Source organism: Nocardioides insulae DSM 17944, from assembly GCF_000422825.1.
In the GTDB taxonomy this organism is placed as follows: domain Bacteria; phylum Actinomycetota; class Actinomycetes; order Propionibacteriales; family Nocardioidaceae; genus Nocardioides; species Nocardioides insulae.
Map to the genome: position 1 here is coordinate 15121 of NZ_AUGU01000002.1, position 17701 is coordinate 32821.

Sequence of the window (17701 nt, forward strand, 5' to 3'; positions counted from 1 at the left end):
GCGCCCCAGCGGGGTGAGGACCGGCCCCCCGGCCCCATGTCGCGGGGACGGATGGTCCGGGACGAGACCTGGATGGTGTCAGGTGGTCCCGTCCCGGACCTCCGCCTCAGCCGCGGCCGAGGATGAGGGTGGCGGCACTCATGAACATGCCGCCGTTGCCGAGCACGAGGCTGGTCTCGACGCCGTCGACCTGGGCGGCGGCCTCGCCGCGCAGCTGACGGACCGATTCCTGGATGGCGAACATGCCGTACATCCCGGTGTGGGTGTAGGAGAGACCGCCGCCATTGGTGTTCATCGGAAGCCGCCCGCCGGGGGAGGTGTGCCCCTCGGCGACGAACGCGCCGGACTCGCCGCGACCGACGAAGCCCATGTCCTCCAGACCGTAGAGCGGCACGTGGGCGAAGGCGTCGTAGATCATCAGGTGATCGATGTCGGTGGTGCCGACGCCGGCCTCCTTGAACGCACGCTGACTGGACAGGGTGAACTGTCGGCAGGTGGTCATGTCCTCCATCTGGGAGACCATCGGGGTGGTGGCAGCCTCGCCGGTGCCGAGCACGCTGACCAGCGGCTTGTCAGTGCCGTGGGCCTCCGCGAACTCCCGCGAGGCCACCGCCAGCGCGCCACCACCATCGGTGACCAGGCAGCACATCAGCAGGGTGAAGGGGTAGGCCACCATCCTTGCCCCGAGGACGTCGTCCACGCCGACCTCCTCACGGAACATCGCCCTGGGGTTGCGGGCCGACCAGCGCCGCTGCGCCACCGCCACCTCGGCGAGCTGCTCCAGGGTGTTGCCGGTCTCGTGCAGGAAGCGCAGCGTGGGCACGGTGAAGGTGGTCGGCGGCCCCATCACGCCGTACGGCATCTCGAACTGGGCGAGCGGGGAGTCGCTCTGCCGGGGGTACGGCGGTGCGCCGACCCGGCTGCGCCCCGACTCGCCGTGGGTCACCAGGACGACGTCGGCGTACCCCGCCCGGATGGCTGCCACCGCGTGCCGGACATGGAGGAGGAACGAGGTGCCGCCGACCGAGGTGCCGTCGAGGTAGGTGGGGGTGATGCCGAGCGCGTGCGCCACCTGGACCGGGCCGGGGGTGGAGACGGTGGCCAGGCCGTCGATCTGGTCCTTGGTCAGCCCGGCGTCCGCGATCGCGCGGCGGGCGGACTGGGTGTGGAGCTCGAGGGTGGACAGGTGCGGCAGCTTGCCGACCTCGTCGGTCTCGGCCGCGCCCATGATGACGACGTCACGGTTGTTCCTCTGACCGCTCATCGGTCACCTCCATCGATCGGGGCGAAGACAGGAACGGCGACCTCGCCGCGTTGTTCGAACCGGACCTGGAGCGGGAGGTCCAGGGGGAGCGCCTCCGGGGTGGGGTCGACGTCGACGATGTTGGTCATCATCCGGGGCCCCTCCTCGAGTTCGACGGTGGCGATCACCGTCGGGGTGGGGAAGCCCGGCGCGGGGCGCTCGGAGATGACATAGGAGTACAGCGTGGCGCGGCCGCTGGCGGTGAACCAGGCGACCTTCTCCGAGCCGCAGTGCGGGCACGAGGTCCGCGGGTAGAAGAACGGCCGCTCGCACGCCGTACACCGCTGGATGTCGAGCCGCCCGGCCGCCGCGGCGTCCCAATAGGGCTGGGTCTCGGGAGTCGCCTTCGGGACGAATTTGTCCGGCGCGCTGCCACCGGATTGTGGGCTGGTCACTGGGTTCCGCCTCTCTTGCCGGGCACGGGCCGGCTGTCCAAGTAATGGAGGATGGCGTCCACGGAGGCCCGGGCAGCATTGCGGCGCGTGCGGTCCAGGCTGGTGTAGACGATGTCGGTGAGCGATTCACGAGGGGCACCGCGCTCCAGGAGCGCTGCGATCTGGTCGATCCTGCGGTGCCGTGCGGACAGCTTCTGCTCGAGGAAGCTGCGCGAGTTCCTCACCATCGGCCCGTGGCCGGGCAGCATCGTCCAATCGTCGTCGACCAGCGTGCCGAGCCGCTGCATCGAGGCGAGGATGTCACCGATGGTGCCGTCCGGATGGCTGATGAACGGGTTGACCCTGGCCAGCACGGTGTCGCCGGTGAGCATCAGCCGCTCCGCCGGCACCGCGAAGCTGACCCCGTCGGCGGTGTGGCCGGGCGTCCGGTGGGCGCGGACCTCGACCCGGCCGCCGAGCCGCACGGTGGTGCCCTCGGCGATCACGCCGCGGTGCACTCGGGGACTGATCGTGGCCTGCCAGCGGCGGGCGACCTCCTCGGTCGCGTGCGCGTGGTCGCCGTGGTGGTGGGAGAGGAGTACGTCGGTGATGCGGACGCCGTAGTCGTGGGCCAGCGCATCGATGGCCGCCAGGTGGGCGGGGTCATCGGGGCCGGGGTCGATCAGGGCGGCGCCGTCCGGTCCGGCGACCAGCCAGGTGTTGGTGCCCTCGAAGGTCCACGCGTCGGCGTTGGGAGCGAGGAGCATCGCGACACCGGGGGCGACTTCCATCGGCTCGCCGGGCTTCGGCGGCTCGTCGTCGATGTCCCACACAGTGCGGGCCTCGCTTTCGGGCTGGAGGGGTCGGTCAGGCCGTCGGTCAGGGCCGTCGGTCAGGGGGAGGTGCCGGGAGACGGGAGGGGTGGCGGCCGGTGGCCGCCACCCCTGTGGCCTCGACGATCCCGGCCGACGTACTGCCGGGACCGGCGTCGAGGATCAGCCGTCGATCAGCCGGCGTCGGGGTCGAGCCAGACGTCCTCCATCTCCAACTGGGAGTAGTCCGGGTGGTTCCAGAAGTTGCGCACGTCCGGTGCCAGGATCGTCTGGGTGTTGTAGGCGTAGAGCGTCACCGGCGAGGCGACGTTCTCCAGGATGTAGTACTGGATGTCCCGGATCGCCTGCTCACGCTCGGTGTCGTCGATGATCGTGCGCTGCTCGGCGATCATCTTGTCGAGCTTCGGGTCCTTGATGCCGTACCAGTTGCGGGTGCCGTCGGAGGTGTACTCGGTGGTGAGGTACTCGTCCGCGGTCAGCATCGGGGTCTGCAGGCCGTAGATCATGTCGTACTTCAGGGTGGGCCAGGTGTCGCCGATGTAGGTGGCGTAGTCATCGATCTTGATCTCGGCGTTGATCCCGATCTCGGCGAGGTCCTCCTGCACCCACTGGGCCTCGCGGACGACGGTCTCGCCGTACCCGTTGGTGACGGTGAGGGTGGTGTCGAAGCCGTCGGGGTAGCCGGCATCGGCCAGCAGCTTCTTGGCGGCCTCCGGGTCGTACGGCATCGCCTCCAGGGACTCCTCCTCGGTCAGGCCGCCGAAGATGCTCGGCGTGACCGCGGCGGTCATCACGCCGCCTACCCGGATGGTGTTGGCCATGCCCTCGCGGTCGATGGCCATGCCCACCGCCTGGCGCACGCGGACGTCGTCGAAGGGCGGTTTGGTGACGTTCAACGGGATCCGGGTGTGCGAGGTGCCCTCCTCCTGGACCAGCTGGAGACCGTCGATCTGCTTGACCAGCTGGTCGACCTGGTTCTTCTCGGTGGAGAGCGCGGAGATGATGTCCAACTTGCCCGAGCGCAGCGCCGCGATCTGGGCCTGGGCGTCGGGCATCACGGTGACGTTGATGCCGTCCAGGTGCGGCAGCCCCTCCAGGAAGTAGTCGGGGTTCTTGACGTAGACCCGCTCCTGATCCTTCTTCCAGCTCTCCAGCATGAACGGGCCCGTGCCGATCGCCTCCTCCGCCAGGTCGAACTTCCCCTCGGTGCCCTCGCACGGGAGGATCACCATGAACGGGTTGGCCATGGTCTCGTCGAAGGCCGCCTGCGGCGACTTCAGCTTGAACACCACGGTGTAGTCGTCGGGGGTCTCGACCTTCGCGACGTTGCCGATCAGCCCGATCTGGTGGCCGGGCAGGGAGGTGATCCGGTCAAGGGTGCAGGTGACGTCCTTCGAGGTGAACTCGCGACCGTTGACCGGGGGCTTGTTCTGCCACTTCACGCCCTCGCGCAGGTGGAAGGTCCACTCGGTGCGGTCGTCGTTGGCCTCCCACTCCTCGGCCAGGTCGCCCTTGAGTTCGTTGGTGTTGAACTCGTACTGCTCACCCGTCTGGAAGGCGAGCAGCCGGTTGTACACGGTGCCCACGGCGTAGTGGACGGTGAACGACGCCTCGGCCTGGGGATCCAGGGAGATGGCGTCGGTGGTCGCGGCGGTGTAGAGGACGCCGCCGTCGACCGGGTCCCCGGCGTCGGTGACCACCGCTCCCGGTTCGTCCCCCGAGGCGGACGCGGATCCCTCGTCGCTGCCGGATCCGCTGAAGCAGGCCGTGGTCAGCGCACTGCAGGCCAATAGCACACCGGCGGTCCGTAGCCGTGTGCCCGTCGAAACGCGCATGGTCTTACTCCTTGGTGGTGGGTGGCCGGCAGGACGCCGGTGTCGGGGGTGGTGTGAACGGTCGGGCAGGAGATGGGTCGAAAGGGGTCCTCATCGGCGCTGCTTCGGGTCGAGGAAGTCGCGCAGGGCGTCGCCGAGCAGGTTGAACGCGAGCACCGAGATGGAGAGCACCAGGCCGGGGTAGAACGCGATCCACGGCGCGATCTCCAGGAACTGGGAGCCCTCACTCAGCATCCGGCCCCAGGACGGGGTCGGTGGCGGGGTACCGATGCCGAGGAAGCTCAGCGAGGACTCCGCGATCAGCACGATCGCGAAGTTCAGGCTGGCCAGGACGAACAGCGGAGCCATCAGGTTGGGCAGGCCGTAGCGCATCAGGATGCGTGGGGTGCTGCACCCGACTGCCCGCGCCGCCTCGACGTACGTCTCTGCCCGGATGCGCAGCATCTCGCCGCGGGCCACCCGGTTGAAGGACGGCACCAACAGGATGCTGAGCGCGATGATGGTGTTGCGGATGCTCGGGCCGAGCAGGGCGGCGATGAAGAGCAGCAGCACGATCGCCGGGACGGCCATCAGCGCGTCCATGAACCGCTGGATCGTGCTGTCCACCCAGGAACCGCCGAAGTAGCCGGACACGATGCCGAAGAGCACGCCGATCAGGCCGCCGATGATCAGGGTGCACACTCCGATGGACAGCGAGGTGCGGGCGCCGTACATCGTCCGGCTGAGCACGTCGCGCCCCAGGTCGTCGGTGCCGAAGAGGTGGGCGGCGCTCGGCGCCTGCTGGATCGCGGTGCGGTCCTGCGCCAGGGGGTCGTACGGCGCCAGCCAGGGGGCGAGCGCGGCCACGATCACGAACAGGGCGATCAGGCTGAGCGCGACCATGCCGATCGGCTGCTCCTTGATGAAGCGGCCGAGCCGACGCTTGGGCGGCAGTGGCGGAGCCACTCCGCCGACCGTCTGGGCGGTGGCGACCGCGGCGGCCGTGGCGCCGGCGGGGACAGGTCCGGTGGGGCTGTCGATGCGCTGGTCAGTCATGGAGCACGCTCCTCAGTACCGGATCCGGGGATCGATGGCGGCATAGGCGACGTCGACCAGCAGGTTGACCATGATGAACAGGCCGCCGTAGAAGATCACGCAGCCCAGCACCATCGGGTAGTCACGGAACTGGACCGACTCGAAGATCAGCGAACCCATGCCGGGGATGCTGAAGATCGACTCGAGGATCACCGTGCCGCCCAGCACGGCACCGACCTGGAGGCCGAGCAGGGTGAAGACCGGGATCGTGGAGTTGCGGCCGGCGTGCTTGAAGATCACGTTCCACTCCGAGGCGCCGCGGGCGCGGACGGTGCGGATGAAGTTGGACCCCATCACCTCCAGCATCGAGGACCGCAGCATCCGGGAGATGCTCGCCATCGCCGCCGTACCGAGCGCTATCGCCGGCAACGTCATATGGACGAGGTTCTGCGAGAGATCCTCGAAGGGCCCGACGTAGACCAGCGGTGGTGACCACTGGAACCACAGCGACAGATAGGTGATGAAGAGCAGGGCGAGCCAGAAGTTGGGGATCGAGATACCGACGACGGAGACCAGGCGGAGGAACTGGTCGAGCAGGGTGTTCTTCCGGATCGCCGAGATCAGCCCGAGCGGCAGCCCGAGCAGGACGCCGAGCAGGATCGCGAGGAAGCCGAGCTCCAGGGTGATCGGGAGCCGGTGCAGGATCTCCGCGGTCACCGAGGCGTTGTCCTGGAAGGAGGTGCCGAGGTCGCCGCGGAGCGCGCCCCCCATGAAGACGAAGAACTGGGAGTAGACCGGCTGGTCCAGGCCGAGCTCCGCGGTGCGCTGTGCGATCTGCTCCTCGGTCACGCCGGGGGAGTCGGCGAGCTGCACCCGGACGACGTCGCCCGGGATCGCGCGCAGGGTGATGAAGACCATCGCCGTCACGATCAAGAGCACCAGGAGGCCGTAGACGAACCGGCGGGCGGCGTAGGCGATCATGCGGTGGCCCCTTCCTGAGGGTCCTCGCCGTGGAGCGAGTGCTCCGGCGGATCCTGGTGTCGGTGGAGGGCGGCCTGCTCGGTGTGGAGATGGCAGCTGACGTTGCCGGCACCGACGGTGATCAGCTCGGGCTCGAGGTGGTCGCAGGGCTCGAACCGCTTGGGACACCGGGTGTGGAAACGGCAGCCGGACGGCGGTGCGCTCGGGTTGGGGATCTCGCCGGCCAGTGGTTCGCGGGCCCGCCCGATCGTGTCCGATGACGGGATCGCGTCGACCAGCGCCTCGGTGTAGGGGTGCAGCGGCTCGTTGAGGAGGATGTCGCTCGGCCCCTCCTCGGCGAGACGACCGAGGTACATCACGCAGATCCGGTCGGACATGTAGCGCACGACGTTGAGGTCGTGGGCGATGAACAGATAGGAGAGCCCGAGTTCCTTCTGGACGTCCTTGAGCAGGTTGAGCACCTGCGCCTGCACCGAGACGTCCAGGGCGCTGACCGCCTCGTCGCACACGATCAGGTCGGGGTTGGTGGTCAGTGCCCTGGCGATGCCGATGCGTTGGGCCTGTCCGCCGGAGAACTGGTGCGGATAACGCGCCAGGGCCGTGCTCGGGAGGCTCACCAGATCCAGCAGTTCCCGGCAGCGGGCCTTGCGCGAGGCGGCGTCGCCGACCCCGTGCACGAGCATCGGCTCGGTCAGGACCTGCTCGATGGTCATCCGCGGATTGAACGAGCTGACGGGGTCCTGGAAGATCAGCTGCATCCGGCTGCGGAGCGCGATCAGCTCCTTGTTCTTGAGGGCGAGCACGTCCTGACCGTCGAAGGTGACGCTGCCGCTGGTCGCCTCGATCAGGCGGAGCACCAGCCGTCCCAGGGTGGACTTGCCCGAGCCGGACTCGCCGACCAGTCCCAGGGTCTCGCCGCGGTTGATGGTGAACGAGACGCCGTCCACCGCCCGCACCGGCGGTCGCTTGGCGGACAGGAACCCACCCCCCACCTCGAAGTGCTTGACCAGGTCGGTCGCCTCGACCAGCGGCCGGTTCGTCACCTCGCGCTCGACCCCGTTGAGCGTGGGTGCGGTCATCGGGGCCTCCGTGCGCTGGGTAGAACGCCGGCCAGCACGCGGTCTAGGCGCGGGAGCAGGTGGACGGGACGACTCATCACAGGACCTCCAGCTCGGACTCGATGGTGGCGGACGTGCGGTGTGCGGGGTCTGCCCGCCAGCAGCGGACGTCACGCTGCTTCCCGGCCACCTCGAGCCGGACGATCTCCTGGGGCTCCGAGCAGCGTTCCGCGGCGTAGGGGCAGCGGGTGATGAAGCGGCAGCCAGCCGGCATCTCGTGGAGGCCGGGGACGGTGCCGGGGATGGCCGGCATCGGCTCGTCGCGCGGTGTGTCGCGCCGGGGGATGGCGGTGAGCAAGGCCTGGGTGTAGGGGTGCTGGGGGTGGTTCAGGACGTCGTCGGCGAGGCCGGACTCCACGACGTACCCGGCGTAGAAGACGACCACTCGGTCGGCCATCTCACCCACCACGCCCATGTCGTGGGTGATGAGCATGAGCGCGACCCCGGTCTCGCGCTGCAGGTCCCGCATCAGGTTGAGCACCTGGGCCTCGACGGTGACGTCGAGGGCGGTGGTGGGCTCGTCGGCGATCATCAGCCGCGGGGTGCAGGCGAGCGCGCCGGCGATCATGACGCGCTGCCGCTGTCCGCCGGAGAGTTGGTGGGGGTAGGCGTCGACCTTGTGTGCCGGGTCGGGGATGCCCACCATCCCGAGGAGCTCGATGGCACGCTCGCGAGCCTGCTTGCGGCTCATCCGCTGGTGCAGGCGGAGCGCCTCGCTGAGCTGGTTGCCGATCGAGTAGAGCGGGTCGAGGGAGGTCATCGGATCCTGGAAGACGACCGCGATGTCGTTGCCTCGGATCGAGCGCAGCTTCTTGTTGCTCGCATGGGTGATGTCGGTGCCGTCCCAGGTCACCGAACCGCCGCTGATCCGTCCGTTGCCGAGCAGCTGGAGTACCGCCATCGCGGTGACGCTCTTGCCGGATCCGGACTCACCGACCACGGCGACGGTCTCGCCGGCGCGGATCTCGAGGTCCACGCCGCTGACCGCTTCGACCGTCGAGCCGCCGGTGTCGAACTCCACGTGCAGGTCATCGATGACCAGCAGCGGAGCAGAATCATGTCGCGATGTCATGGGGCAACGCTCCAATCTAGAACCACGCTCTAGGATGTCGCTCATCATTGGGTGGGGCGTTGGTTGTGTCAAGGGTCACACCGGGACTGCTGGGTGAAGCTTCCTGGCTATGGCAGCATCCGGCGTCTGCTCGCGTTGACATCGCTACCCGGGCGGGTCAGAATCCCCGTGTTTTAGAACTAAATTCTAAGAAGGTGGCCGATGACGACCAGGTCGGGCGGTGCTCCCCGCACTGCGTGGTCGACGCTGGTGGTCGTCTGTCTGGTCAGCACCCTCATCGGGCTCAACGGCAGCACCCTGACCATCGCTCTCCCCACCCTCACCAGGCACTTCGAGGCGACCGCCCTCCAGGGCAGCTGGCTGTTGCTCTCCTACATGGTCACCAGTACGGCATGCCTGTTGCTCGTGGGCCGGCTCAGCGACACCTGGGGTCGGCGCCGGCTCTACATCTGCGGGCTCACCATCTTCACCTTCTCCTCGGTGCTGAGCGGACTGGCGCCGACCGTCGGGGTGCTCATCGGACTACGGGTCGTGGCCGCGATCGGCGGGGCGATCCTGCTCGCGAACGGCGCCACCCTCATCCACGCGGCATTCCGGCAGCCCGCGCTCAACACCGCGATGGGCCTGTACGCCGCCTCGTTCCCGGTCGCCAACCTGCTCGGTCCGACGGTCGGTGGCGCGGTCGTCGAGTGGTTCGGATGGCAGTGGGTCTTCTGGTTCAACGTGCCGTTGTGCCTGGTCGCCCTGATCGTCGGGATGGTGCTGCTGCCGCACGACCATCGCGCTTCGGAGGACGCCTCGGCCGGGGTGCGGGACCTGGACCTGGGCGGCAACCTCACCCTGATCGTCGTGGTCGTGCTGTTCACGACCGGCATCTCCCTGGTCAGCGACCTGCACTGGGGCGATCCGCTGGTCTGGGGAAGCATCGGGCTGGCGATCGCGCTGGTGCCGGTGTTGCTGGCCGTCGAGCGGCGAGCCGCCCATCCCGTGCTCGACCTACCGGCGATCCGCCGCTCCGGGCTGACCCGGCTCTACCTCGCCACCTTCTTCAACGGCGCCGCGCGGTTCCCGATGGTCGTGCTGGTGAGCATCTACCTCCAGGCCGTGCTCGAGGTCGGGCCGACCGAGGCGGGGATCCGGATCCTGCCGCTCCCGGTGGGCTCGATCCTGGCCGCGATGTCGATCGGTTCGCTGGGCCGTCGACTGACCCCGCACCAGATCTCGGCACTGGGATCGGGCATCGGCCTGGCCGGAGGGGTCCTCGTCATGGCCGCGATCGGCCTGACCGTCACCCCACTGCTGCCGGTGGGGCTGCTGGTCAGCGGCATCGGCACCGGGCTGTTCATCGGCACCAACGCCACCACGATGCTGGAGGCCTCACCCGGCGACTCCCTCGGGGTCGTCAACGGGATGCGTCTGATGATGCAGAACACCGGCAACGTCACCAGCCTGGCGCTCTCCCTCACCTTGCTCACCGCCGGTCTGGCCACCGACCTACGCCGGCAGGTCATCGCGGCGGTGGTGCCTGCCGGGGACGCCGACCAGGTGGTCCCCGGTTTCCTGGTCGCCACCGGCTTCCTCGTCGTCCTCGGCGTGGTCGGGTTCTGGTTCACCCTGCCGCGGCGACGGCGCCGTGATGTGGCCGAGCCCACCGTGCCGGAGCAGCGCTCGCGATGGGCGCCCGACGGGGGTGCCGACGTACGCTGAACGGCGTGTCGTCCCCCGCCGTCGTGCCGATCTGGCACCCCAAGCTCTGGGCCGCGCACGCGCTCGGTCTGGCCTGCGTGGTGGTGGCGACGCTCCTCGGCCTGTGGCAGCTCGACTCCTGGCAGCACGCCCGCGAGGTCGAGGCGATGGATCTGACCAGCCAGGCGCCGGTGCCGCTGGAGGATCTGCTCGGCTCGGACGATCCCTTCCCGGGTGCGGTGGTGGGCCACCCGGTCGACGCCGCGGGGGTGTGGGTGCCCGAGGGCACGGTCTACATCAGCGGCCGGGAGAGCGACGGGGCCGACGGTTACTGGGTGGTGACCCCGCTGGCCATCGACGGGAGCGGCGACCCGGCCATCCCCGTCGTCCGCGGCTGGGTGGCCGACCCGGCCGAGGCGCCCGCGGCGCCCACCGGACCCGGAGAGGTGACCGGCTGGCTCCAGCCCGCCGAGGGCACCGGCGCCGTCGACGAGGACCGCACCGATGATGTGATCCCACAGCTACGCGTCGCGGATGTGATCCAGCACGTCGACCAGGACCTCTACAGCGGCTACATCGTCAGCGAGGACCCGGTGGGAGCACCGGAACCGGCCACGTTGGAGCAGCTCCCCGAGGCCGGCACCTTCACCGCCCTGCGCAATCTGCTCTACGCCATCGAGTGGTGGATCTTCGGCCTGTTCGCGGTCTTCATCTGGTGGCGCTACGTGCGCGACGTCACTCACCCCGAACCCGACGAGGAGGGCGAGGACCGGTCGGTCACCGATCGGTCCGTAGGCTCACCGACGTGAAGGGCAATCTGACCGCCTACCGCGTCATGGCGACGATCGTGGGTGTGCTTCTCATCGTGCTGTGCCTCATCGGGCTCCCGCTGCACTACGGCTACCTGATCAGCGACGCCGGCTGGCTCGCCGAGCCGGCGATCGAGGGAGTGAACGACACCGCCGGCTGGGGCTGGCGGCTCGGGTCCGACATCTCGGCGTACCTCGGTGTCGCCCACGGCTGGCTCTACCTGATCTTCCTGATCACCGCGTTCCTGCTCTCCCGCAAGGCCAAGTGGGACATCGGGTTCACGGTGGTGACCCTGATCTGCGGCACCATCCCCGTGCTCAGCTTCTGGGCCGAGCACCGGGCGGTCAAGCGGGTCAAGGCCGAATACCCCGCACTCGTCTGAACCACCGCGTCAGCCGACTCCGGACACCACTGCGCCGGCCCACCACGGACATCCGGGTGGGCCGGCGCAGAGGTACGGCGTGAGGACGGGTCAGGGGCGCTGACCGCTCTCGCCGGCACCGGTCCCGGTGTGCTTGCCGGGCGCCGCGGACTCGTCGTCCAGTTCGGCGTCGGCGTCCAGCTCGGCGTCGGAGGGGCGGGGGTCCGCGACGGGAGCGGGCCCGGCCGAAGCCCAGTCGTCGACCGGCGGCCGGTTCATCCGGCGGCGTACCAGCGTGGCGGCGACAACGCCCGCGGCGCCGGCGACGGCGAGCAGCACCCAGCGGACGCGGCGACCACCCGAGGAGTCGTCGGCGGTGGCCGCCCACTCCTCGGCCTTGTCCTGCACGTTCTGGGCCTGCCCGGCCGCGAGTGCGGCACCGGCGGCCAGCGCCGGCGCGGCCTTCTCGGTGGCGAAGGAGTGCGCTTCCTCGCGGGCGCGTTCACTGGCCTCGGCGAGGGCGGGGAGGGCGGTGTCCTCGATGAACTCCTCGACCTGCTCGATCACCTCGCCGAGCTGCTCGCGCGCCTGCTCGGTGGCGGAGGCCAGCTGAGCCGAGGCATTGCTGTTCGCCACCTTGTCGAAGGACTCCTCCAGGTTCTCCCGCACCGACTCCGCCTTGGTCTGCCACGACATCTCGCGCTCCTCTCGCTGGATGATCAGCCGACGACGGCGATTACCGTCCCGGCCCTCTGGGGGACCAGCCTGCCTCACCACTGGTGATCAGGTCGATCATGGGAGGATCGACGCACGTACCGTCGTGGGTACCCACTACCGAGCGTAAGTATCCGAAACAGAAGGACTCTCATGGCTGACCAGAAGGCGATCCTCCACACCAACCGTGGAGACATCACCATCAACCTGTTCCCCAACCACGCACCGGCGACGGTGGACAACTTCGTCGGTCTCGCCACCGGTGAGAAGGAGTACTCCACCGGCACCGACAAGACCGGACCGTTCTACGACGGGCTCGGCTTCCACCGCATCATCGACGGCTTCATGATCCAGGGCGGCTGCCCGCTGGGCACCGGCACCGGCGGCCCGGGGTACACCTTCAAGGACGAGTTCCACCCCGAGCTCCAGTTCGACCGGCCCTATCTGCTCGCGATGGCCAACGCCGGCCCCGGCACCAACGGGTCGCAGTTCTTCATCACCGTCGGCGCCACCCCGTGGCTCAACAACCGGCACACCATCTTCGGTGAGGTCGCCGACCAGCCCTCGCGCGAGGTCGTCGACGCCATCGGCACCACCAAGACCGGCGCGGGCGACCGGCCGGTCGACCCGGTCGTGATCGAGACCGTCGAGATCGTCAACGGCTGACCGCAGCCGGATCGAGCCAGGAGGTTCCGCGTGAGCACACCCGCGGGCGCGGGACCCACTCCCGGTGCCGGGGTGCCGACCTGTTACCGGCACCCCGGCCGGGAGAGCCACATCCGCTGTCAACGGTGCGGCAACTCGATCTGTCCCGACTGCATGACCCCTGCGGCGGTGGGCTTCCAGTGCCCCGACTGCGTCTCCCAGGGGAGGCGTGACACCCGCAGCGGGCGCACGGCGTACGGCGGGCTGATGCCGACCAACGCCACCATCACCAGCCTCGTGCTGATCGCGATCAACGTCGGCGTCTGGCTCGCGATCCGGCTCACCGGCGGCTACAGCAGCCGGCTCTTCGAGCTGCTCGCCCTCTCGCCGAGCGGCACCTGCACCGTCGACGGCGGCCGCTACTTCGCCGGTGCCACCGAGGCCGTCTGCGGCTCGGGCGCCTTCTCCGCCGGCACCTGGTCCCCGGGCGTCGCCGACGGCGCCTGGTGGGAACTGGTCACCTCGATGTTCGTGCATGTGAGCATCACCCACCTGCTCTTCAACTGCCTGGCGATCTACGTGCTCGGCCCGCAGTTGGAGCACGTCCTCGGGCGGGCCCGGTTCCTCGCGGTCTACCTGCTCTCCGGCCTGGCCGGTTCGGCACTGGTCTACTGGGTGGGCCCCGAGACCGGAGCCACCCACGGTGCCTCGGGTGCCATCTTCGGCCTGGTCGGCGCCTGGGTGGTGCTGGCCCTCAAGCGGCGCACCGAACTGCGGTCGGTGTTCGTCTGGGTGGCCATCATGTTCGCCTACACCTTCCTGATGCCGAACATCTCCTGGCAGGGCCATCTGGGCGGTTTCCTGGGCGGACTGGCCACCACCGCCGTCCTCGTCTACGCGCCCCGCGAGCGTCGTACCGCCGTGCAGGTCGGCGGGCTGGTCGCGATCGGCCTGGTGATCGCCGCTCTGGTGGTCGCCCGGACGGCGACCCTGACCTGACCCGGCGGACTCCCGGGGCGTGCTTGCCACGTCCCGGGATGCTGCGCGCCGTACCGGCCGGCAGGAGACCCTGGGCCGGCCGCTTCAGGGACCCGATTTCCCCAAGCTGTGCACAGTGCTGTGGAGAACTACGTCGATGTCATTCACCGGCCGTGCTCGATCGGCGGCCCGTCGGGGCCGCTGAATGACATCGGTGTGGTTTGTCCACAGCCGTTATCCACAGTGTGGAGAAACCCCAGCCCACGCCCTCAGACACCGGAACCCGGCGGACGGGACCGGATCGCCCCGAAATGAGGTACGGCGCCCAGCCCGGAGGCGGGGCGCCGTACGGCGTCAGGGGTGGTGGTGTGTCACTCCCACTTGGTCGCGTAGGCGAAGCCGACGGCCATGAAGGCGATGCCGACGACGAGGTTCCACTGGCCCAGGTCGTTGAAGACCCAGATCGAGGACAGGTCGTCACTGAAGAGGTAGAAGGTACAGATCCACAGCAGGCCGATGATGAAGCAGCTCAGCATGCCCACGACGACGCCGCGGCCGCGGCCGAGCGGGGTGTCGGGGTGGGCGGCGAGGATCAGGCCCAGCAGCAGCAGGCCGAAGCCGATCGCGTAGTTCCACAGCCCGAGGTCGGCCAGCGCCGCGGGGGAGCCGTCGCGCACCTTGGCGTAGTAGTAGACGATCCAGCCGACACCGAGCACCATCGGCACCAGCGCCACGATGAAGCGGACCGTGAACAACCGGCCTCGGGTCGGGTCGCTGAGGGTCTGCCTCGGCTTGAGCTTGGCCACGGGTGATGCTCCTGAAGTCTGGCTACGGGTGCGGAGGTTTCGATACCCCATCCGCTCGCGGGATAGCGTAGTCGCCATGTTGCCGAGAACCCACGCGAGGGGCGAGCGCGCCCCGCGCCGTTCCTCGGCCTGGCGGTGGGGGACACCCGCGGTGGTGCTGGTCTGCGGTGGGTTGTTCGTGGTGAGCGCGGCCAACAGCGACGGCACCGACCTGCGGCCCGAGCGCTACCAGGATCTGGCCTCGGTGGTCGAGAGGGAGGCCGACCGGGTCGACTCGGTCCGGGGCGACCTCGCCCAGCTCAACGCCGAGGTCGACTCGCTCGCGCGGGGGGTCGACGACCGCGACGTACGCCGCTACAAGCATCGGATCCAGGACCTCTACGACCCTGCGGGCATGCTGCCCGCGACCGGGGAAGGGCTCACCGTCACCCTCTCCGACGCTCCGGCCGAGCTGATCGAAGCCACCGACCAGGACCCCAACCTGATGGTCGTGCACCAGCAGGACATCCAGGCCGTGGTCAACGCCCTGTGGAAGGGCGGCGCGAAGGCGGTGACCATCCAGGGCCAGCGGGTCATCTCCACCACCGGCATCAAGTGCGACGGCAGCTCGGTCCAGCTCCAGGGCGTGCCCTACCCGCAGCCCTACGAGATCAGCGCCGTCGGCGACCAGGCCGAACTGCTCACCGCGCTCGCCACCGACGCCTACCTGGCCGTCTACCGCGCCCAGGCCGAGGACCCCGACATCGGGATCGGCTGGGATGTCGAGGCGGACGACGAGCTGGTCGCGCCGGCGTACGACGGCGTCGTCGACTTCCGCTACGCCGAACCGATCGACAGCTGACCGCTCCCGACGGGTGCCCGGCCGCTCACCGCGTCACGGGAGGGTCGGGCTCGGGGGGACCCCCTCGGTCGGGGTCGGCGTCGTCGGATCGGTCGGCGTGGGCGTCGGCGTGGGGGTGGGGGTCGGCGTGGGCGTCGGCGTGACGTAGGTCGAGACGAAGAGCAGCACGGTGTCGCCCTTGTTGGCGGTCTGGCCCCTGCCCGGGAACGTCTCGGTGACCGTGCCGGCCGGCTGGGTCGAACTGCCGTCGTCGCGCCGCTCCGGCACGAACCCGGCGTCGCGGATCGCCTGCTCGGCGTCGGTGACCTGCTGACCGACGACGTTCGGGACCTTGGACGGACCGTCGGAGACGAAGAGGGTCACCGTTGATCCCTCGGCCACGGCCACGCCCGGCATCGGATTGGCCTCGACGACCTCCCCGGCCGGCTCGTCGGAGTCACGCACCTCGCGCGTCCATTTCAGCCCGGCGGTGCGCAGCTCCTCCTTCGCGTCGGAGAACTGCATGCCCACCACGCCCGGCACGTTCACCTCCGGCTTGCCCTCGGAGACGACCAGGGACACGGCCGAGCCGGGGTCGACGTACTGGTCACGCACGGGGCTCTGGCTGATCACCGATCCCTCGGGGATGCTCTCGTCGGTGCGGTAGCCGTCGATGACCGGCTCGAGGCCCACGTCTCCCAGGGCGGCGCGGGCCTGCCGCTCGGTCTGCCCGACGACGTCGGGTACGGCGGTCTGCTCGGGTGCGTCCTCGAAGAGCCGGGGCAGCAGGAAGGTGATCGCGGCGATCAGCGCGATCACCAGCAGCCCGATCGCGATGATGACGCCGCGTCGGCCCTTCCGCTCCTCCTCGGCGGGGTCCGCCTCGGGCTCGCCGACCGCCGCCGGTGCCACCGCGGTCGCGGGTCCCTCGGTGGCGGGTCCCTCGGTGGCGGCGACCATGGTGGGGGCCACGGCGGTCACCGGCCGCCCGGCGAGGTAGCGCTCGATGTCGGTGCGCATCTCGGAGGCCGACTGATAGCGGTCCTCGACCCGCTTGGCCAGCGACTTCATCACGATCGCGTCGACCTCGGGGGGCAGCGACGTGTCGTGGTCGGAGGGGGGAGCGGCGTTCTCGCGAACGTGCTGGTAGGCGACCGCGACCGGCGAGTCGCCGACGAACGGCGGCCGGCCGGTGAGGAGTTCGTAGAGCAGGCAGCCGGCGGAGTAGACATCCGAGCGGGAGTCGACGGTCTCTCCGCGGGCCTGCTCGGGGGAGAGGTACTGCGCGGTGCCGACCACGGCCGCGGTCTGGGTCATGGTGTTGGAGGCGTCGTTCATCGCCCGGGCGATGCCGAAGTCCATCACCTTGACGTCGCCGCTCGGGGTGAGCATGACGTTGCCCGGCTTGATGTCGCGGTGGATGATCCCCGCGCGGTGGCTGTAGTCCAGCGCGGACAGCACGCCGGAGGTGATCTCCAGGGCCCGCTCGGGAAGGATCTTGCGTCCCTCCCGCAGGACGTCGCGCAGGGTGCGGCCGGCGACGTACTCCATCACGATGTAGGGCTGGGCGATGCCCTGGGAGTTCTGCTCCTCACCGGTGTCGTAGACAGCGACGATCGCCGGATGGTTGAGGGACGCCGAGGACTGGGCCTCGCGTCGGAACCTCGCCTGGAAGGTGTGGTCGCTGGCCAGGTCGGAGCGGAGCCGCTTGATCGCGACGATCCGGCCCAGTCGGGAGTCGACGCCCTTACGGACCTCGGCCATGCCGCCGCGGCCGAGGAGCTCACCGAGCTCATAGCGTCCTCCGACCATGGTCGGGGGTGTCGTGTTCATCGGGTGGCGTCCTCTCCGGCTGGGTCGACGGCGGCCGCGTCTGTTCGGTCCACGCCGGAGTCCGGCAGCACCGGTCGGGCTCCGGCGCCCTCGCTCTCCTGAGCCGTGGGACCGGAGGCTGCGGGGCTGTCGGTGCCATCAGCAGGTTGCGAGGTGTCGGGAGCCTGAGTGGGTTGGTCGGTGGCCTGGGTCGGCTCGTCCGTGGGTTCCTCGGTGGGTTCCTCGGTCGGCTCGTCCGTGGGCTCTTCGGTGGGTTCCTCGGTCGGCTCGTCCGTGGGCTCTTCGGTGGGTTCCTCGGTCGGCTCGTCCGTGGGCTCCTCCGTGGGCTCTTCGGTCGGCTCCTGCGTGGGCTCCTCCGTGGGCTCTTCGGTCGGCTCCTGCGTGGGCTCCTGGGTGGGCTCCTCGGTCGGCTCCTCCGACTCGGACGGCGAGGGGGTGTCGCTGCTCGGGGCCGGCGCGACCGGATCCCGATCGTCCTCACCGTTGAGCAGCCTCCAGCCGAGGAACGCGATGAGGAG

The 17701-nt window shown here is 69.5% G+C and carries 18 protein-coding genes; 6 read left to right on the plus strand and 12 right to left on the minus strand.

What is annotated here, in order from left to right; translation table 11 throughout:
* Positions 1-106: 106 nt before the first annotated feature.
* The 8 genes from G515_RS0100370 to G515_RS18735 form a co-directional block, all read right to left on the minus strand.
* Positions 107-1264, minus strand: a complete 1158-nt coding sequence (locus G515_RS0100370; protein WP_028658541.1) for a thiolase C-terminal domain-containing protein — start codon at positions 1262-1264, stop codon at positions 107-109.
* Positions 1261-1698: a Zn-ribbon domain-containing OB-fold protein gene (locus G515_RS18715; protein WP_036553603.1), complete on the minus strand. Its 438-nt coding sequence runs from the start codon at positions 1696-1698 to the stop codon at positions 1261-1263. Before G515_RS18715 ends, G515_RS0100370 begins: the two co-directional genes overlap by 4 nt.
* Complete coding sequence (locus tag G515_RS18720; RefSeq protein WP_051217683.1) at positions 1695-2510, minus strand: MBL fold metallo-hydrolase; 816 nt, start codon at positions 2508-2510, stop codon at positions 1695-1697. Before G515_RS18720 ends, G515_RS18715 begins: the two co-directional genes overlap by 4 nt.
* A 173-nt stretch (positions 2511-2683) precedes the next feature.
* A complete protein-coding gene (locus G515_RS18725) occupies positions 2684-4345 on the minus strand; it encodes an ABC transporter substrate-binding protein (RefSeq protein ID WP_084652862.1) in 1662 nt (553 codons plus the stop codon).
* 90 nt (positions 4346-4435) lie between these two features.
* Positions 4436-5380, minus strand: a complete 945-nt coding sequence (locus tag G515_RS0100390; RefSeq protein ID WP_051217685.1) for an ABC transporter permease — start codon at positions 5378-5380, stop codon at positions 4436-4438.
* A 12-nt stretch (positions 5381-5392) separates the two neighbouring features.
* On the minus strand, positions 5393-6340 hold the full coding sequence (locus G515_RS0100395) for an ABC transporter permease (RefSeq protein WP_028658543.1): 948 nt from the start codon (positions 6338-6340) through the stop codon (positions 5393-5395).
* Complete coding sequence (locus G515_RS18730) at positions 6337-7419, minus strand: ABC transporter ATP-binding protein (RefSeq protein WP_084652864.1); 1083 nt, start codon at positions 7417-7419, stop codon at positions 6337-6339. The genes G515_RS0100395 and G515_RS18730 overlap by 4 nt, the downstream gene beginning before the upstream one ends.
* 76 nt (positions 7420-7495) lie before the next feature.
* Positions 7496-8530: an ABC transporter ATP-binding protein gene (locus tag G515_RS18735; protein ID WP_084652866.1), complete on the minus strand. Its 1035-nt coding sequence runs from the start codon at positions 8528-8530 to the stop codon at positions 7496-7498.
* A gap of 201 nt (positions 8531-8731) precedes the next feature.
* On the opposite strand from G515_RS18735, the gene G515_RS18740 reads away from it, so the two are divergent.
* From G515_RS18740 to G515_RS0100420, 3 genes are read left to right on the plus strand one after another with little or no spacing between them, the layout of a single operon-like run.
* Positions 8732-10237: an MFS transporter gene (locus G515_RS18740; RefSeq protein WP_051217686.1), complete on the plus strand. Its 1506-nt coding sequence runs from the start codon at positions 8732-8734 to the stop codon at positions 10235-10237.
* Between the two features lie 5 nt (positions 10238-10242).
* The gene (locus G515_RS18745; RefSeq protein WP_169570388.1) at positions 10243-11025 is read left to right on the plus strand and encodes an SURF1 family protein; all 783 of its coding nucleotides are present in this window, start codon (positions 10243-10245) and stop codon (positions 11023-11025) included.
* Complete coding sequence (locus tag G515_RS0100420) at positions 11022-11408, plus strand: DUF3817 domain-containing protein (protein ID WP_028658544.1); 387 nt, start codon at positions 11022-11024, stop codon at positions 11406-11408. The genes G515_RS18745 and G515_RS0100420 overlap by 4 nt, the downstream gene beginning before the upstream one ends.
* A gap of 90 nt (positions 11409-11498) precedes the next feature.
* On the opposite strand, the gene G515_RS0100425 is transcribed toward G515_RS0100420, so the two are convergent.
* A complete protein-coding gene (locus tag G515_RS0100425; protein ID WP_028658545.1) occupies positions 11499-12083 on the minus strand; it encodes a hypothetical protein in 585 nt (194 codons plus the stop codon).
* A 171-nt stretch (positions 12084-12254) separates the two neighbouring features.
* Between G515_RS0100425 and G515_RS0100430 the strand changes: the two genes are divergently transcribed.
* Together G515_RS0100430 and G515_RS23875 are read left to right on the plus strand one after the other, a co-directional pair.
* Positions 12255-12767 carry a peptidylprolyl isomerase gene (locus G515_RS0100430; protein ID WP_028658546.1) on the plus strand — a complete coding sequence of 171 codons (513 nt, stop codon included), beginning with the start codon at positions 12255-12257 and terminating at the stop codon, positions 12765-12767.
* Positions 12768-12797: 30 nt separating this feature from the next.
* Entirely contained in the window at positions 12798-13745 is a 948-nt protein-coding gene (locus G515_RS23875; RefSeq protein WP_028658547.1) for a rhomboid family intramembrane serine protease, read from the plus strand.
* A gap of 350 nt (positions 13746-14095) precedes the next feature.
* Here G515_RS23875 and G515_RS0100440 read toward each other — a convergent pair whose 3' ends face one another.
* Complete coding sequence (locus G515_RS0100440) at positions 14096-14530, minus strand: cell division protein CrgA (RefSeq protein WP_028658548.1); 435 nt, start codon at positions 14528-14530, stop codon at positions 14096-14098.
* 76 nt (positions 14531-14606) lie between these two features.
* Here G515_RS0100440 and G515_RS0100445 point away from each other — a divergent pair, with 76 nt between their 5' ends.
* Positions 14607-15371, plus strand: a complete 765-nt coding sequence (locus G515_RS0100445; protein WP_084652870.1) for a DUF881 domain-containing protein — start codon at positions 14607-14609, stop codon at positions 15369-15371.
* 33 nt (positions 15372-15404) lie between these two features.
* On the opposite strand, the gene pknB is transcribed toward G515_RS0100445, so the two are convergent.
* Positions 15405-17183, minus strand: a complete 1779-nt coding sequence (gene pknB, locus G515_RS0100450) for a Stk1 family PASTA domain-containing Ser/Thr kinase (RefSeq protein ID WP_028658550.1) — start codon at positions 17181-17183, stop codon at positions 15405-15407.
* Positions 17180-17701, minus strand: a 522-nt coding sequence (locus G515_RS23195; protein WP_028658551.1) for a PT domain-containing protein, incomplete at its 5' end; no start/stop codon positions are given. The genes G515_RS23195 and pknB, both read right to left, overlap by 4 nt.

Excerpts from the sequence above, each read along its gene's own strand:
- G515_RS0100370 (WP_028658541.1), bottom strand. The coding sequence starts at position 1,264 with ATGAGCGGTCAGAGGAACAACCGTGACGTCGTCATCATGGGCGCGGCC.
- G515_RS18725 (WP_084652862.1), bottom strand. The coding sequence starts at position 4,345 with ATGCGCGTTTCGACGGGCACACGGCTACGGACCGCCGGTGTGCTATTG.
- G515_RS0100390 (WP_051217685.1), bottom strand. The coding sequence starts at position 5,380 with ATGACTGACCAGCGCATCGACAGCCCCACCGGACCTGTCCCCGCCGGC.
- G515_RS0100395 (WP_028658543.1), bottom strand. The coding sequence starts at position 6,340 with ATGATCGCCTACGCCGCCCGCCGGTTCGTCTACGGCCTCCTGGTGCTC.
- G515_RS18730 (WP_084652864.1), bottom strand. The coding sequence starts at position 7,419 with ATGACCGCACCCACGCTCAACGGGGTCGAGCGCGAGGTGACGAACCGG.
- G515_RS18735 (WP_084652866.1), bottom strand. The coding sequence starts at position 8,530 with ATGACATCGCGACATGATTCTGCTCCGCTGCTGGTCATCGATGACCTG.
- G515_RS18740 (WP_051217686.1), top strand. The coding sequence starts at position 8,732 with ATGACGACCAGGTCGGGCGGTGCTCCCCGCACTGCGTGGTCGACGCTG.
- G515_RS0100425 (WP_028658545.1), bottom strand. The coding sequence starts at position 12,083 with ATGTCGTGGCAGACCAAGGCGGAGTCGGTGCGGGAGAACCTGGAGGAG.
- G515_RS0100430 (WP_028658546.1), top strand. The coding sequence starts at position 12,255 with ATGGCTGACCAGAAGGCGATCCTCCACACCAACCGTGGAGACATCACC.
- G515_RS0100445 (WP_084652870.1), top strand. The coding sequence starts at position 14,607 with ATGTTGCCGAGAACCCACGCGAGGGGCGAGCGCGCCCCGCGCCGTTCC.
- pknB (WP_028658550.1), bottom strand. The coding sequence starts at position 17,183 with ATGAACACGACACCCCCGACCATGGTCGGAGGACGCTATGAGCTCGGT.